Below are 15,541 nucleotides of genomic sequence, written 5' to 3'. Positions count from 1 at the left end.
AAGTGGGCCACCCTGACCGGGTGGCCCACTTCTCTGTTTCTCACTGTGGAGCTAAGGAGAATTGAACTCCTGACCTCCTGCATGCCATGCAGGCGCTCTACCAACTGAGCTATAGCCCCGTGCTGTGTGCCATGTGCGGGGGACTCCCCTGCGGCTCCGCCAACATTACACGGTCCCCCCGGTGCTCCGCCAAATCCATTCCGGGGCGGGACGGCGGGTCAGGCGGTGGCGAAGGAGTAGAAGCGCTTGAGGGTGCAGTGATCTTCGAGGAGCCGCCCGTAGATCGGCTCGCCTTCCAGCTCACGGTACGTCTCGATCGGATCGCCCTTTATGATCAGCGCCCGCGCGCACTCCTCGCACCAGTACTGGTAGTCCGCGTTGACCGGGTCCATGTCCCGGACGATGGGCGTACCGCTGCCGCACCAGTCGCATTTCCTCCTGTGTGCACCCATCAGTCAGCTCCAGCTGCGGCAGCAGGCCGTGCACTGGGAGGGGGCCCGGACGCTGCGGGTGGGGGCGACGAGGACATGGACGCTCTCGAGCGTGCTCGCGGGCATCGCGCTTTCCCCTCCCGTTCGGGCCGTCGTCCCCCTCCGGCGTTCCGATTCTGCCATGGCACCGCAAGAGGGTCAGCGACCTCGGCGAACGAGCCTGCCCGCACCTCCGATCTTCGCGGCGGCCGCCAACACGACGGCGCACACCGGCAGTGCATGACCGGAAGCGTGCACCGCCGGGCTGTCGAGCCGATTGGCGAAGAGTGTGCCGGTGGCCGCGACACCCAGCAGACCGCCGAGTTGGGTGACGGTCATCAGCAGTCGGCTCGCGTCGGCGGCGCCCCGCCGGCTCGCGCCGCCCGGCGCACTGCCCAGCGTGGGGCTGAGGCACGAGCGACCTGCGCCGAGTCCGGCCGGGGCAGGGCAGAGGGCCGCGCCACCGTCGCCGGCTCCGGGCAGCACTCCTCCCCCCCGCCACCGGGGAGAGCGCGGTCAGCCCGAATCCGGCGGGCACCAGGGTGCGTTGCCAGGGCGCCGGTGACCGTGCGCCGGACCAGTGGGAGAACCCGCGGAATCATCAGTGCCGAGCCCGCCCCCCGCACCATGCGGAGGCGATCAACTGCCCCGAGCCACCTGCCACTCCGCAGGGGAGCGAGGAAGCGGCGAACACCACGAGCCCGGTCAGGAACATCGCGCGGTGCCCGCGCCGCCCGTCGCCGGGCCGGCCTCCGATGACGAGCGGCACGGCGTACGTGAGGGAGTAAACGGCGCGGCATGCCGGGATGCCGGATCGCGGCGTACACCCCGGCCGGCGAAGAGCAGACCGCGATCGGCGCGACTGCTGGAGGAATGCCAGAAGCTCCGGTCATGAGCAGTGCAGGACCACATGAGCAGTTCAGGACCACGGGCCCAAGGCCCCGGAAAGCCCGGACACCGGACAGCAGAAAGTCCCGCCCCCATGGGGACGGGACTTCCGGATGTGGAGCTAAGGAGAATTGAACTCCTGACCTCCTGCATGCCATGCAGGCGCTCTACCAACTGAGCTATAGCCCCGCTGTTCACCGCGTTCACCGCATTCTCTGCGGCTCCGTGCTGCGAACAAGAAGAACTTTAGCCTGCGACCAGCCGGAAAGTGAAATCCGCCCGGCGGTCTCCGCCACGGCGCTCAGTCGTCGTCGCCGAGCACCGGCTCCGGCAGGGTCCCGGCATTGTGCTCGAGCAGCCGCCAGCCGCGCTCGCCCTCGCCCAGCACCGACCAGCAGCAGTTGGAGAGCCCGCCCAGGCCCTCCCAGTGGTGCGACTCGAGCCCGAGCAGCCGGCCGATGGTGGTGCGGATGGTGCCGCCGTGGCTGACCACCACCAGAGTGCCGCCGTCGGGCAGCTCGTCGGCGTGCTTCAGCACCACCGGTGCGGCCCGGTCAGCGACCTCGGTCTCCAGCTCCCCGCCCCCGCGCCGCACCGGCTCACCGCGCTTCCACGCCGTGTACTGCTCGCCGTACTGCGCCAGGATCTCCTCGTGCGTGAGCCCCTGCCAGCTGCCCGCGTAGGTCTCCCGCAGGGCGGAGTCATGGGCGATGCCGAGACCGGTGATCGCGGCCAGCTCACCGGCGGTGGCCGCCGCGCGTGCGAGATCGGATGCGATGATCGCGTGCGGCTTCAGCGAGGCGAGCAGCCGGGCGGCACGGCGTGCCTGGCCGACGCCGTTCTCGGTGAGCTCGATGTCGGTGTTGCCCTGGAAGCGGCGCTCCAGATTCCAGGCCGTCTGGCCGTGCCGCCAGAGGACCACCCGGCGGCCCCGGCCGCCCTTGGTGCCGTTCAGCTGAGCTCACCGTCCGGATCCGTGTCGTTCTCCGCACCGGTGAGCCTCGCGTGCTCCTCGGCCTTGCCGCGGGTCTTGACGGCGTCCTCGGGAAGCGGCAGCTCGGGGCAGTCCTTCCAGAGCCGCTCCAGCGCGTAGTACACGCGCTCCTCGCTGTGCTGGACGTGGACGACGATGTCGACGTAGTCGAGCAGGATCCAGCGGGCGTCGCGGTCGCCCTCCCGGCGCACCGGCTTGGCGCCGAGCTTCTTGTTCAGCTGCTCCTCGATCTCGTCGACGATCGACTTGACCTGACGGTCGTTGGGCGCCGATGCGAGCAGGAAGGCGTCGGTGATCGACAGCACATCGCTGACGTCGTACGCGGTGATGTCGTGCGCGAGCCGGTCGGCGGCCGCCTGAGCGGCGGCGTTGATGAGCTCGATGGAGCGGTCCGTGGCGGTCACAAGCAGGCTTTCGTCGGCGGTCGGTGAAATCCCTAGGGTCTCACGGACCGCCGACACTCTCTAAACCGTTACGTGACCTTGTAATCCCGGCCGAGCACCACGGAGACGTCGGAGTTCGCCGCCGCCTTGCCCTTGTGTACCGCCGCCGTCGGCAGTCCGAGCGTCTTGGCCACTTCGTCCGCCTTCGCCTTCTGGGCCACGTCGCCATAGGTGACCTGCGACGATGCCGTGCCGGCCGTGGCGGTGCCGACGGTCACCGCGTAGCCGCCGTTGACCAGCGCGATCCGGGCGGACTCCGTCGCGCCCTTCCTGCCACTGCCGTCGCTGATGCCCACCCGGACCGCGTCACCCTGCTGCGGCGCCTTCACCGAGCCGCCCAGCACGTCCTTGACCACACTGGTACCGGTCTTCTCACTCAGCGAGCCATCGCCCTGCACCGGCAGCACCATGGTCCGGTAGTCACCCTTCTTGGCGTGCGCCGCGAGCTTGGCCAGGGAGGCACCCAGATCCTTGTCGGTGAGCGAGGGGTCCAGGACCTGCGCCAGATTCTGCACGGTCGTCGTCGCGGCCTGCGGAACGTCCGAGATCTTCCGCAGGACGCCCTGCATGACCTGCCCGAACCGCACCAGCTGCCGCGTCTCGGGCTCTCCCGGCGCACGATAGGTGGCGTACGCCACAGCCATCTGACCGCTGAGTGTCCGGTTCCGGCCCTTGGTGACCAGCGGTGCGGAGCCCTTCTTGGCGCCGGGCACGGCGGTGTCGGTGTCGACCTCGATATTGCCGACGAGCTCGACCAGATTCTCCAGATACGGAGTGTCCAGCCGCCAGGTCCCGCCGATCCTGTCACCGAGCAGCGTGCCGAGCGCGTCCCTGGTGCCGTCCGATCCGTCGTCGTCGACCGATTTGCCGAGCGTGGTGGCGGTGCCGTCGTCGTTCGACACGGAGAGAGAGTTGGGCAGCAGCAGTGTGGTCCCCCGCCCGGTGGTGACGTTGTCGACCAGCAGCGCGGTGGAGGTACCGCCCGCCCCGGTGTTGTGGAGGTGGACCGCGATCACATTGCGCTGCTGGGCGCCGGCCGCGGTGGTGTTCCCGCTGCCGGGTCCCGAGACACCGGGCAGCTTGCCCGCGTACCAGAGGTAGCCCACCCCGCCGGCCACCACGAGGGCCAGTACCACCACGAGCGAGACGACCCGGTTGCGGCCTCGCCGCCTGGCCTCCTCGCGCCGCTCGGTACGGCTCTCGGTGAACTTCAGCCAGTCGATGACGTCCTCGGAGTCCTCGTCGGGCTCCTCGATGAACGAGAACTGCTCCGTCCGGTAGTCGTCCTCACCGGACGCCGGGCGCCGGGGCCCGGGCACGGGTCGCTGCGGCTGCCTCTGCTGCGGCGGCGCCGATGGTCCGGACTGCGGCTGCTGCCCGGCCGGTGGCTGCGACTGCCCCCGGGGCTGCTGTCCCGGGGGCTGCGGCTGCTGCGGGATCCACTGCTGCGTGGTGTCCACGGCGGGCTGCTGCCCGGTGCCGTAGTCGTAGCCCTGTCCGGTCTGCGGCTGATGATCGGTGTGCTGCTGGGGCTGCTGGGGCTGCTCCTGGGCATACGGGTCGTAGCCGTAGCCCTGCGGCGGCTGCGACTGTCCGTACGCGTCGTACTGCGGAGGCTGCTGCTGCGGCTGCACCTGCTGGTACACCGGCTGCCCGTACTCGTCGTAACCCACGAGCTGCATCGGCTGCCCGTACTGGTCGTACTGGACGTACGGATTCTGTCGGTCGTTCAACGGTGCCCCTCTCCGCGGCTCATTCGCCGCGGTACAACTGGCGCTTGTCGATGTAGCGCACCACACCGTCGGGGACCAGGTACCAGACCGGGTCCCCCTGCTCGACCCTGGCCCGGCAGTCGGTCGACGAGATCGCCAGGGCCGGTACCTCCACCAGGGAGACACCCCCCTCCGGCAGCCCGTCATCCGTCAGGACGTGCCCCGGCCTGGTCACGCCGATGAAGTGGGAGAGGGCGAACAGCTCATCCGCGTTCCGCCAGGTGAGGATCTGCGACAGCGCGTCGGCACCGGTGATGAAGAAGAGATCAGCGTCGGTGTTGATGTCGCGCAGATCCCGCAGGGTGTCGATGGTGTACGTCGGCCCGCCCCGGTCGATGTCGATCCGGCTCACCGAGAACTGCGGGTTGGACGCCGTGGCGATGACCGTCATCAGATAGCGGTCCTCGGCCGGAGAGACCACCTTGTGGCTCTTCTGCCACGGCTGTCCCGTCGGTACGAACACCACCTCGTCGAGCTGGAAATGCGAGGCCACTTCACTGGCCGCGACCAGGTGTCCGTGATGGATCGGGTCGAATGTCCCGCCCATCACTCCGAGACGCCGCTTCTGCTCTCCCATGCGTGCAGACCCTACTGGCCCACCGGCTACCGGTCTGCGACCCGGTATCAGCGGTCGCGGTTGAAACGGGTGGTGATCCACAGCAGCAGGACCAGCGCGAAGAGCGCGCCGCCGCCGGTGAGGTAGGGGCTCAGGCTTGGGTGGTTGCCACCGTGCTCGCCGCCCTCGGCTGCGAGGGTGGCCAGGGACGAAGCGGTGCTGTGGAGGCTCATGGTCAGCTGGACCTATCCGGGAGTCGGAGCGGGGACTTCGCGCACATCGTATGCGGGCCTCCTGGGCACGCTCACGCCGACTCAGTCGTTGTTGCGATATCCGCGCAGCAGAAACCAGCCGAGCAGGACAGCCCCGACGATCAGGACAACCAGCAGAACCCGGAGCGTATCGCCCGGCCCCTGCTGGTCCGTTGCAGCGGCGAGCAGAGTGGTGGTGTCCGGCATGGCGGGTGCTCCTTCTCGGTGTTGGCCCCCGGCACACGGTAGCCCCACCGCATACGCTGGGGCCCGTCAGGGGGACGAGCCGGGACTCGAAGACAAGAAGGCAGGGGGACACATTCATGACCGACAGCAGTCAAGAGAAGGTGCCGAGCAGGCAGCGCAGGCGCTTCCAGGGCATTTCCTCGAGGGCGTACGAACATCCGGCCGACCGCTCCGCACTGGTGGCCCTGCGCAAGCTCACCGGCTTCGACACGGTCTTCAAGGTGCTCAGCGGACTGCTGCCGGAGCGCAGTCTGCGGCTGCTCTTCCTCTCCGACTCGGTGCGGGTGAGTGACGCCCAGTTCTCCCACCTCAACATCATGCTGCGGGACGCCTGTTACATCCTGGACCTGGAGAAGGTCCCCGCCATGTACGTCACGCAGAACCCGCAGCCCAATGCCATGTGCATCGGACTGGACGAGCCGATCATCGTGGTCACCACGGGTCTCGTCGAACTGCTAGACGAGGAGGAGATGCGCGCCGTCGTGGGCCATGAGGTGGGCCATGCGCTCTCCGGGCACTCGGTGTACCGCACGATACTGCTCTTCCTCACCGGCATCGCCCTGAAGGTCGCCTGGATCCCGCTGGGCAATGTCGCGATCATGGCGCTGGTCACGGCGCTGCGCGAGTGGTTCCGCAAGTCCGAGCTGTCCGCCGACCGGGCCGGACTGCTTGTCGGCCAGGACATCAGGGCGTCGATGCGCGGCCTGATGAAGATCGCCGGCGGTAACCATCTGCACGAGATGAACGTGGATGCCTTCCTGGAGCAGGCCGAGGAGTACGAGGCCGGGGGCGATCTGCGCGACTCGGTGCTCAAGATCCTCAATGTGCTGCCCAGGTCCCACCCGTTCACCACGGTCCGCGCCGCCGAGCTGAAGAAGTGGTCGGAGAGCCGGGATTACCAGCGGATCATGGACGGGCACTACCCGCGGCGCGACGAGGACAAGGACACCTCGGTCTCGGACTCCTTCCGGGAGTCCGCTTCGCACTACGCCGACACCGTGCGCACCAGCAAGGACCCGCTGATGAAGCTGGTGGGTGACCTGGCCGGCGGCGCGGGAGATCTGGGCGGGAAGCTGCGCGGGAAATTCACCGGCGGCAACGGGAGCAGCGAGAAGACCGCGGGCGACGAGGGCCCGGCGGCCGGCGGGGAGGCTCCGGCCGCGGGTTAGGCCGTGGGGGAGAAGCCGCGGCCGCCCCGCTGCTTCTCCCACCCCGTCTAGGGGCCGTCCCCGGAGAGATCCGGCTGCGAGCCGGCGGCGAGTGTCCCGCACAGCGCCGTGGCGGTCCCCCCGGTGGCGTACGGATCGGTGCCCACCGGGCCCCGGCCGGCCTGCCGCCCGTGCGCACGCTCACCTGCGAGCATCGGCTGGAGCCGGCCGGCCGTGTCGGCCGCGCAGTCCTGCGGGCCGGCCTGCACATAGCTGATCACCAGCTGTGCCTGGCGCAGCCGCAGATCCTCCGCGTCGAAGTGGAAATGCAGCTCGCGGCGTACGGAGAACAGCGAGGCCCCGTCCGCCTTCGCGGGTCCCGCGGAGGCCGGACGGAGCGCATACACGAAGGTGTGGTCCGCGGTCACCTCCAGGATGCCGGGAGAGATCTCCTCGTACCGCAGGGTGCCGGAGACCCGGACCCGGGGATCGGCCAGCGCCACCTGGGCGGGGTCGAAACGCACCAGCCAGCCGGTCACCGCGTGCCGTCCGTCCCTGGAGGGCGAAGCGACGCTCCGGTCGAACTGCCGGTACTGGTCGGGGTCGAGCAGCGCGCGCACCGGCCGCACCGTGGTGCCCATCAGTACCAGGGGGTCGAGCGAGGACGCCACGATGTAGTCCGTGGCCGTGGTCAGCGCCGTCACCACCTGGCTGTCCGCGAAGTGCGCGGTCCTGCCGACCGCCGGCAGATTCACTCCTTCGGCTCCGACGCGGAAGTGTGCCGCCGGGCTGTTCGCGAAGAGCTCGGCCGCCGTGGCCCCCGGCACGGCCCCCTGCGGGGCGAGTGGCACGACCGACTCCCACAGCGGCTCCGAGCTGCCGCCGCCCGGTGTGTCGTAGGGATGACGCACCCCGAGAAAGACCGCCGTGCCGAAGGCCAGCAGGATCAGCGCGAACAGCACGAGCGCCCCCTTCCCGCCCCGGAACGGCAGGGCGGAGCGGCTGCGAACGGCGAGCGCGTGATCGCCCATGCGTTCCTGCGCGGAGAACTCCTGCAGCCGGGCAGCACGGATGAACGATTCGTCGAAGACGACGGACCGGTACTCGTCCTCGCCACCGCTGGGCAGGTCCTCGGGTGGCTCCTCGCGCCCCGCCATACTTTGAGGGTAGGTCGCCGGAGGGCGGCGTAAACTCCCGGTGCGGGGCAAGTTCTGACGGGGCTTCACCACATCGGGCGGTGCGCCGCCCGGCGTATCCGGTCAGCCTCTGCGCGGAATCGCCGACACGGGTGGCGCCGAACGCCGCGCGGATGCCGGGGGCGGGGTGCCGCCCACACCGCGGGGCACGCCCCCCACTCCGCTCGTCACCGGCGGCGGCACCTGGTCCTGCCGGCTCGATGAAGCGCCGCGGTAGACCGCGGCGAACGCCAGCGCGACCATGCCGATGCCCATCGCCAGAGCCAGCAGCCAGGCCACCGGCCGGTGCCAGCGCGCCCTGCCGCGGTAGGGGCGCAGAACACCGCCGTGGAGCCCGTAGGGGCCGCTCTCGCCGTCCTCAGGACCGTCGTAGACACCGAGGTCCCCCCGGCCGTACGCACGGCCGTAGTCGCCGCCCGAGCCGTCCCGTCCGGCCGCTTCACGAAGGAAGTCGTCGTAGGGGTCGTCCTCACCGATGAGACCGCCCGCCCTGGCTTTCGCGGCCTCGGCCTCGGCCCGGGCCTCCGCGGCGGCCAGCAACCGCTCCACCGCGGTCGGTTCATGGATCGTGGCGGCCCGGACGAAGTCCTCGCCGAACACCACGGAGGCGAAGTCCTCGTCCGCTCCTCCGCGGTCGTCGTCAGGCTCCCGGCCGTTCTGGAACGGCCTGCCCCCCACGTCGTCCGGCACGTGACCAGACTAGACCCGGTAGGTCGTTTTGGGCAGGGAGAGTGCGAAGTCGACCGATCGCCACATCACCGGGTGTGACCGTCCCCTGTCACGATGTACTTGGTCGAGGTCAGCTCGGGCAGCCCCATCGGGCCGCGGGCATGCAGTTTCTGGGTGGAGATCCCGATCTCCGCGCCGAAACCGAACTGGCCTCCGTCGGTGAACCGGGTGGACGCGTTGACAGTGACCGTCGTGGAATCCACCAGCTGGGTGAACCGCCGGGCCGCGGCCTGCGATGTGGTGACGATCGCCTCGGTGTGCCCGGAGGTCCAGAGCCTGATGTGCCGGACGGCCGCGTCGAGCGAGTCCACGACGGCGGCCGCGATGTCGTACGAGAGGTACTCGGTCTCCCAGTCCTCCGCGGTGGCCTCGACAACGGTCGCCTTCGACGCCTCGGCGTAACCGAGCACCCGCTCGTCGCCGTGCACGGTCACCCCCGCCTCGGCCAGCGCGTCGAGCGCCCGCGGCAGGAAGGCGTCCGCGATGTCCTGGTGGACCAGCAGTGTCTCGGCCGCGTTGCAGACCGACGGCCGCTGCGCCTTGGAGTTGATCAGGATGTCGACCGCCATGCCGATGTCGGCCTCCGCGTCCACATACACATGGCAGTTGCCGGTGCCCGTCTCGATGACCGGGACGGAGGACCCTTCGACGACCGTGCGGATCAGGGAGGCGCCGCCGCGCGGGATCAGTACGTCGACCATGCCGCGGGCGCGCATCAGCTCCTGCACGGAGTCGCGGGACTCCCCCGGGACGAGCTGCACGGCGTCGGCCGGCAGTCCCGAACCGCCGACCGCGTCACGCAGAACCCGGACCAGCGCGGTGTTGGAGGCGTACGCCGAGGCGGAGCCGCGCAGCAGCACGCTGTTGCCGGACTTCAGGCACAGTGCGGCGGCGTCCACCGTCACATTGGGCCTGGCCTCGTAGATGATCCCCACGACGCCCAGCGGCACCCTGACCTGGCGCAGATCGATCCCGTTGGGAAGCGTCGAGCCCCTGACCACCTCGCCGACCGGGTCGGGCAGCGCGGCGACGTCCCGCACGTCCTTGGCGATGGCGCGGATCCGCTCGGGGGTGAGGGTGAGCCGGTCGATGACGGTCTCGCTCACGCCTGCCGCACGGGCCTTCTCCACATCCAGGGCGTTGGCCTCGACGATCTCACCGGTGCGGACCTCGAGCGCGTCGGCGATGGCCAGCAGGGCGTCGTCCTTGACGGAGCGGGGCAGTGGTGCCAGGTCGGCGGCCGCGGCGCGGGACCGGTAGGCGGCCTGGATCACCGGGGACTGGTCGGAGAGCGGCGAGAGCGAGGTCATGTCCGCAGGGTAGTGGCCCGCCCACGGCCGTCCGCCCGGTATCCCACACACCGAGACACCCCGGCCGCCTGCCGGACCCCGTGGAGCGTACTGCGCGGCGGGGGCCGGCCGCGGGGAGCGGCAGACGAGCCGCGTCAGAAGGGATGGACTCCGACCGGCGCCGCGGGCAGCGGGCCGAATCCCTCGGCGATCCGTAAGTGATAGGTCTCGCGGTCGATGACCTCGAGACCGACGATCTCCCAGGGCGGCAGCCTGGAGGTCGACCGGTGCTCGCCCCAAAGCCGCAGGGCAACCGCGGCCGCGTCGTGCAGGTCCCTCGCCTCCTCCCAGTAGCGGATCTCCGCATGGTCGTTGGCGTAGCGGCTGGTCAGCAGGAAGGGATGGTCGTGCGCGAGCTGTTCGAGGCCTCGTCTGACCTCTTTGAGCGGGGCGGCGGGACCCGAGACGCTCAGCGTGATGTGCCAGAGCTTCGACAGGCCGCTTTCCTCACCGCGCCCGTCGTTCCGCTGTTCGGCGACAGTCTGCCGGCCGTCCTCGAAGCCGGACCCCGCGCCGACACTCGTCAGGGTCCGCTCCCCGGTTCCGCGGGGCAGCGCCCCCGGACGCGCTCGTCTCACCGGCGGCCTCCTGTGTGCGTTGCTGTGTCTGCCCCCTGCATTTCCCCTGGGACAAAGTTGACCAGCCCGGCGCCCGGAGCGTGGGGGTTTTGCGGAAGGTCTCTCCGTGAAAGCGGACTTTCGGCCGGTTCAATGGTCCGGGGCGGCCGGTCACGGGTTCATGACCACCAGATCGTCCCTGTGTACGACCTCTCGCTCGTACGCGGGACCCAGCTCCCTGGCCAGATCGCGGGTGGACCTGCCGAGCAGCTGGGGAAGCTCCTTGGCGTCGAAGTTCACCAGACCGCGGGCGATGGTGCGGCCGGTGGTGTCCAGCAGCTCCACCGGGTCGCCGGCGCTGAACTCGCCCTCGACCGCGGCGATACCGGCGGGCAGCAGCGAGGACTTCCGCTCGACGACGGCCCGTACCGCCCCGTCGTCGAGGGTGAGTGAGCCCCGGGGGGTGGACGCGTGCTGGAGCCAGAGCAGCCGGTCGGCGGATCGGCGGCCCGTGCGGTGGAAGTAGGTTCCGGTGTCCCGGCCCGCGAGGGCGTCGGCCGCACGGGAGGCAGAGGTCAGCACGACGGGGACGGAGGCCGCCGCCGCGATCCGGGCCGCTTCGACTTTGGTGACCATGCCGCCGGTGCCGACACCCGCCTTGCCCGCGGAGCCGATCGAGACATGTGCGATGTCTCCGGGGCCCGTGACCTCCGCGACCCTGGTGGAGCCGGGCTTGGCCGGGTCTCCGTCGTAGAGGCCGTCGACGTCCGAGAGCAGGACGAGGAGATCGGCCCTGACCAGGTGGGCGACAAGGGCTGCCAGCCGGTCGTTGTCGCCGAAGCGGATCTCGTCGGTGGCGACGGTGTCGTTCTCGTTGACCACCGGCAGGGCGCCCATGGCGAGCAGCTGGTCCAGGGTCCGGTAGGCGTTGCGGTAGTGGGCCCGGCGGCTGGTGTCGTCGGTGGTCAGCAGCACCTGGCCGACGCGTACGCCGTAGCGTGCGAACGACGCGGTGTACCTGGCGACGAGCAGTCCCTGGCCGACGCTGGCAGCAGCCTGCTGCCTGGCCAGGTCCTTGGGCCGGCGGGCCAGCCCCAGTGGGGCGAGCCCGGCGGCGATGGCTCCGCTGGAGACCAGCACTATCTCCTTCTCGCCACCGCTCCTGGCCTTGGCCAGTACGTCGACGAGGGCGTCCACCCGGTCCGCGTCCAGGCCTCCGCCCGCGGTGGTGAGGGAGGACGAACCGACCTTCACGACGATTCTGCGGGCTTCCGCCACGAGCTGTCTTGCCACTGTCACACGGGCGAATCTATGTCAGCCGGGCTCCCCGGCGCGCGGGCATTCCACGCGCTGGACAGGGCGGCGGGCGGTCCACCTGACCGCGCTGTCGCGCAGTTTGCGCAGCCTGCGGCGCACCCCCGGGGGCAGCCGGTGCCTGAGGGACACCTCGCCGCGCACCGCGTAGACGTGGTCGGGGATGCCCGCTTCCCGGTCCCTGAAGAACGGGTAGGCGAGATGGTGGGTGCCGCCCAGGAGGCCCATGCCCACCCGCTCCGGTTCCCTGCCCGCCTTGAGGAAGGCCAGGACCTCGGTGAGCAGATCGACCCGTCCCATGGCGATGCAGTGCAGCCGCAGCCGCTCGGCGGGCTTGAGCCGGTCCGCCACTCCGGGGTTCCAGTGCGCGGCCATCAGTGGCGCCGCGAGCTCCATGCGTCTCTTCTTGACCGCCGCTGACTGCTTCAGGAAGCCGGGACCGAACTGGGGCAGCAGGGTGACCAGAAAGGGCCGCATCATCAACTGGTCGCGCCGCTTGCCCGGTTCCACGTGTTCCGCGATCAGTCCCATGAGGGCCCGCGCCGAGTCGAACCGCAGCACATAACTGCCGCTCTTGGTCACGTGTTTGCCGTCATCACGCCCCACCAGGTAGTAGCAGGTGTAGTCGGCGACGATCGAGACCCCGTTCCCCCGGAGGTAGGCCTCCATGGTGAACAGCGCGTCCTCACCGGTCCTCAGTCCCTCGTCGAACTCCATGCCCAGCCTGACGAGGAGCTCGCGCCGGAACAGCTTCTGCGCGCTCAGCGTGAACTTGATCTGGGAGGTGAAGAGGTCAGCCCGCTCGACGGTCTGCTTCCACATGGACTTGGGCGCACCGCGATTGACCCCCACGACCTTCCCGAGCACCACGTCCGTGCCGGCCCGGTCTCCCATGGCGACCATGCGCTCCAGCGCCTCTTCGCCGAAGTAGTCGTCGGCGTCGAGGAAGAACACGTAGCGGCCGCGCGCCAGAGCGAGGCCGACGTTGCGCGGGCCGCTGGGGCCGCCCGAGTTCTCCTGGCGCACGACCCGGGTGGCGATCGCCGATCTGGCGGCGAACTCTTCGAGGTACTCCCCCGTGCCGTCCGTTGAACCGTCATCCACGGCCACGATCTCGATACGGTCGGCGCCGAGGGTCTGCGCCTCCACCGACTCCAGACACTTGACGAGGTAGGGCATCGCCTCATAGGCGCCGACGATCACGGTCACATCAGGCTCACTGGTGCTCATCACAATAGGAAGACTCACAAAGATCACCATTGGTTGCCTGCGATGCGGAATTTACCTTCCAGTCATCCCTACGAGTGAACCGAGCCGTCCGGCGCAGATACCGAGCGAACACTCCGAAACCCGCTCCTGCCAGCAGGAACGATGCCCAGACCGGCCTCGAACCGGCAGGCGGCAGTCCCGCCGACACCACGACAACCGTTGCGGAATTTGCCATTCCTTATCAAGGAACGACCGGATACCGGGCCTGTCTTGCACCCGATAGAGTGACGGACGGGGCGGGATCTCATGACAGAAGCCGTCAACGGCGAGCACCCGTCATCCAGGTAACTCCTACCAGACATGGGACTCATACCGTGCCGGTCAAAGTCAGTGTCGTCATCCCGGTCCACAACGCGGGCAAATACATCGACCCGTGCATTGACTCCCTGTTGAATCAGACGCTCCCCGCGGAGGATTTCGAAGTCCTCTTCGTCAACGACGGTTCGACGGACGACACCCCGGCACGACTCGAAAAGCTGACCGTGGAACATCCCCATTTCCGGCTGCGGACGATTCCCAACTCCGGCTGGCCCGGCAAACCGAGAAACATCGGTGTGGCCGAGGCGCGGGGCGAGTACGTGCAGTTCGTCGATCAGGACGACCACCTCGCCCCGGATGCCCTGCGGCGCCTCCACGCCATGGGACGGCGCAACGGCTCGGACATCGTGATCGGCAAGGTGGCCAGTGATTTCAGGGGGGTCCCGCACGGCGTCTTCCGCACCGACCGCGAGAAGTGCAGCCTGCAAACCGCACCGCTCCACGACAGCCTCACGCCGCACAAACTGTTCCGTACGGACTTCCTCCGGGAGAACGGTATCGCCTACCCCGAGGGCAGACGGCGGCTGGAGGACCAGCTGTACATGATGCAGGCCTATTTCGCGGCGGCCAACGTCTCCGTCCTGGGCTCGTACACCTGTTACTTCTATTCGAAGCGCGACGACGGGAACAACGCGGGATCGGCCCCGATCGTCCCGGACGGCTACTACGGGAACCTGGGCGAAGTCCTGGAGGTCGTGCAGGCGAACACGGAGCCCGGACCCTTCCGGGACAAACTGCTCAGGCGCTTCTACCGCGTCGAGATACTGAGCCGCGTCAGCGAGCCCGGCGTCCTGACATACGACCCCGGGTTCCTCGACGCGATGTGCGACGCGATCCGGCCCCTGTCCCTCGGGTTCATGGGGGAAGGGGTGCACGACGGACTCGGCGCCGTCACCCGGCTCCGCTCCGCTCTGCTGCGCGACGACGACCGGCAGGGCCTGGCAGAACTCGCCGGACGTGCCGCCACCGTGAAGGGTGCCGCCCGGCTCGAGGACGTCGGCTGGCTGCCGGACGGCAGGCTCGGCATCACACTCAGCGCCCGGCTGACCATCGGGCATGACAGGTCCCCCTTCACGCTGATCCGCCGGAACGGCCGGCTCCATGCCCACCCCGGCTTCACCGACGGCCTGCTGCCCGACGGCGAACTCATGGACGTCACCGACGAGATCGGGGACTTCAGGTGCGAGATCTCGCTGCGCAACCGGGAAACCGCCGTCGAGTGGCTGTGCCCCGCGCACTTCACGCCTGTGGTCGAGGAACTCGGCGACGGCACCTGCGAAGTCGTGCTGCACGGCACCGGTCAGCTGCCGTCGGAGGGCGTCGGGAACCGCTCCCGGATCTCCCCTGGCTTCTGGGACGTATGGGTCCGGGTGCGCGCACTGGGCCTGGTCCGCCGGGTCCGGCTCGGCGCCGACCGCGACGAGCGGGCCGACGCGGCCGTCCGGCCGGCCCTGCTCGGCTCCCCGGCCCGGCCGGTGATCCCCTACTTCACCCATCCGCACGGCAACCTCACCCTGGATGTGGCACGCCGGGGCAAGAGACTGGGGCATGCGCTCGGCGGCCACCCGGTGCTGCGGATGCCCGGACGCAGCACCGAAGTACGGCTCGGCGCCTTCGCCGTGGACGGCACCGATACCTGCGGCGCCGAGCTGCTGCTGAGCTCCGGCAGCGGAGAAGGGCACTGCGTGCCCGCGACCGTACGGCCGGTGTACGGCCGGGCCCATCTGGTGCTGCCGTCCGCGGTGACGGGCGTACAGGCCGGCCCCTGGCAGCTCGGCGTCCGGCTCGACGGCGCCACGGGGCCGGAACTTTTCCTCGGCGGCGCCGTTGTCGCTGAGGACGGGCGGCTCCGGGTCGACGGCACCGTCCCGCTCGTCGACCCGCGCACCATCCGTGCGATGCGCAGGCAGCGGCGCCGCTCCGCCCTCCGGGGCGGGCTGCGCACACTCGGCGGCCCCATGGTGCGCCGGCTGCCTCCCGTCGCCCGCAAGAAGGTGCGCCGCGTGATCCGTACGCTCCTCGGCTGACCTTCCCGGGCTGA

At 69.7% G+C, this 15,541-nt stretch carries 16 protein-coding genes and 2 tRNA genes; 2 read left to right on the top strand and 16 right to left on the bottom strand.

Annotated elements, in window-relative coordinates:
• Positions 1-46: 46 nt before the first annotated feature.
• The 10 genes from OHS16_RS21140 to OHS16_RS21095 form a co-directional block, all read right to left on the bottom strand.
• Positions 47-119, bottom strand: a tRNA-Ala gene (locus OHS16_RS21140).
• Between the two features lie 99 nt (positions 120-218).
• Positions 219-452: a hypothetical protein gene (locus OHS16_RS21135; RefSeq protein WP_250298396.1), complete on the bottom strand. Its 234-nt coding sequence runs from the start codon at positions 450-452 to the stop codon at positions 219-221.
• Positions 453-629: 177 nt separating this feature from the next.
• Positions 630-956 carry a hypothetical protein gene (locus OHS16_RS21130; RefSeq protein ID WP_328538787.1) on the bottom strand — a complete coding sequence of 109 codons (327 nt, stop codon included), beginning with the start codon at positions 954-956 and terminating at the stop codon, positions 630-632.
• 518 nt (positions 957-1,474) lie between these two features.
• Positions 1,475-1,547: transfer RNA gene (locus tag OHS16_RS21125), tRNA-Ala, on the bottom strand.
• Positions 1,548-1,659: 112 nt separating this feature from the next.
• Positions 1,660-2,313 (bottom strand): histidine phosphatase family protein, encoded by a 654-nt coding sequence (locus OHS16_RS21120; RefSeq protein ID WP_328540929.1) that lies wholly within the window; start codon positions 2,311-2,313, stop codon positions 1,660-1,662.
• Complete coding sequence (gene rsfS / locus OHS16_RS21115) at positions 2,310-2,756, bottom strand: ribosome silencing factor (RefSeq protein ID WP_328538786.1); 447 nt, start codon at positions 2,754-2,756, stop codon at positions 2,310-2,312. Before rsfS ends, OHS16_RS21120 begins: the two co-directional genes overlap by 4 nt.
• Positions 2,757-2,824: 68 nt before the next feature.
• Entirely contained in the window at positions 2,825-4,528 is a 1,704-nt protein-coding gene (locus tag OHS16_RS21110) for an LCP family protein (RefSeq protein WP_328538785.1), read from the bottom strand.
• A 19-nt stretch (positions 4,529-4,547) separates the two neighbouring features.
• Positions 4,548-5,144 (bottom strand): nicotinate-nucleotide adenylyltransferase, encoded by a 597-nt coding sequence (gene nadD / locus OHS16_RS21105; protein WP_328538784.1) that lies wholly within the window; start codon positions 5,142-5,144, stop codon positions 4,548-4,550.
• A gap of 47 nt (positions 5,145-5,191) precedes the next feature.
• Positions 5,192-5,356: a hypothetical protein gene (locus tag OHS16_RS21100; RefSeq protein ID WP_328538783.1), complete on the bottom strand. Its 165-nt coding sequence runs from the start codon at positions 5,354-5,356 to the stop codon at positions 5,192-5,194.
• Between the two features lie 81 nt (positions 5,357-5,437).
• Positions 5,438-5,581, bottom strand: coding sequence for a hypothetical protein (locus OHS16_RS21095; RefSeq protein WP_328538782.1), 144 nt, complete (start codon positions 5,579-5,581; stop codon positions 5,438-5,440).
• A gap of 116 nt (positions 5,582-5,697) precedes the next feature.
• Between OHS16_RS21095 and OHS16_RS21090 the strand changes: the two genes are divergently transcribed.
• Positions 5,698-6,789, top strand: coding sequence for a M48 family metallopeptidase (locus OHS16_RS21090; RefSeq protein ID WP_328538781.1), 1,092 nt, complete (start codon positions 5,698-5,700; stop codon positions 6,787-6,789).
• Between the two features lie 47 nt (positions 6,790-6,836).
• Here the strand turns inward: OHS16_RS21090 and OHS16_RS21085 are convergent, their stop codons facing one another.
• The 6 genes from OHS16_RS21085 to OHS16_RS21060 all read right to left on the bottom strand — a co-directional run bounded on the left by OHS16_RS21085 (position 6,837) and on the right by OHS16_RS21060 (position 13,143).
• The gene (locus OHS16_RS21085) at positions 6,837-7,925 is read right to left on the bottom strand and encodes an SCO2583 family membrane protein (RefSeq protein ID WP_328538780.1); all 1,089 of its coding nucleotides are present in this window, start codon (positions 7,923-7,925) and stop codon (positions 6,837-6,839) included.
• A gap of 102 nt (positions 7,926-8,027) precedes the next feature.
• Positions 8,028-8,654, bottom strand: coding sequence for an SCO2584 family spore wall biosynthesis protein (locus OHS16_RS21080; protein WP_328538779.1), 627 nt, complete (start codon positions 8,652-8,654; stop codon positions 8,028-8,030).
• 65 nt (positions 8,655-8,719) lie between these two features.
• On the bottom strand, positions 8,720-10,003 hold the full coding sequence (locus OHS16_RS21075) for a glutamate-5-semialdehyde dehydrogenase (protein WP_328538778.1): 1,284 nt from the start codon (positions 10,001-10,003) through the stop codon (positions 8,720-8,722).
• A gap of 134 nt (positions 10,004-10,137) precedes the next feature.
• Entirely contained in the window at positions 10,138-10,620 is a 483-nt protein-coding gene (locus tag OHS16_RS21070) for a hypothetical protein (protein ID WP_328538777.1), read from the bottom strand.
• 150 nt (positions 10,621-10,770) lie between these two features.
• Positions 10,771-11,898 (bottom strand): glutamate 5-kinase, encoded by a 1,128-nt coding sequence (gene proB, locus OHS16_RS21065; RefSeq protein ID WP_328538776.1) that lies wholly within the window; start codon positions 11,896-11,898, stop codon positions 10,771-10,773.
• Positions 11,899-11,913: 15 nt separating this feature from the next.
• Positions 11,914-13,143: a glycosyltransferase family 2 protein gene (locus tag OHS16_RS21060; protein WP_328538775.1), complete on the bottom strand. Its 1,230-nt coding sequence runs from the start codon at positions 13,141-13,143 to the stop codon at positions 11,914-11,916.
• A gap of 353 nt (positions 13,144-13,496) precedes the next feature.
• On the opposite strand from OHS16_RS21060, the gene OHS16_RS21055 reads away from it, so the two are divergent.
• Entirely contained in the window at positions 13,497-15,527 is a 2,031-nt protein-coding gene (locus OHS16_RS21055; protein WP_328538774.1) for a glycosyltransferase family 2 protein, read from the top strand.
• The last annotated feature ends 14 nt before the right edge of the window (positions 15,528-15,541 follow it).

Source organism: Streptomyces sp. NBC_00344 (assembly GCF_036088315.1).
Classification (GTDB): domain Bacteria; phylum Actinomycetota; class Actinomycetes; order Streptomycetales; family Streptomycetaceae; genus Streptomyces.
Note: the sequence above shows the minus strand (reverse complement) of the source record. Positions and strands in the feature narration are given on the sequence as shown.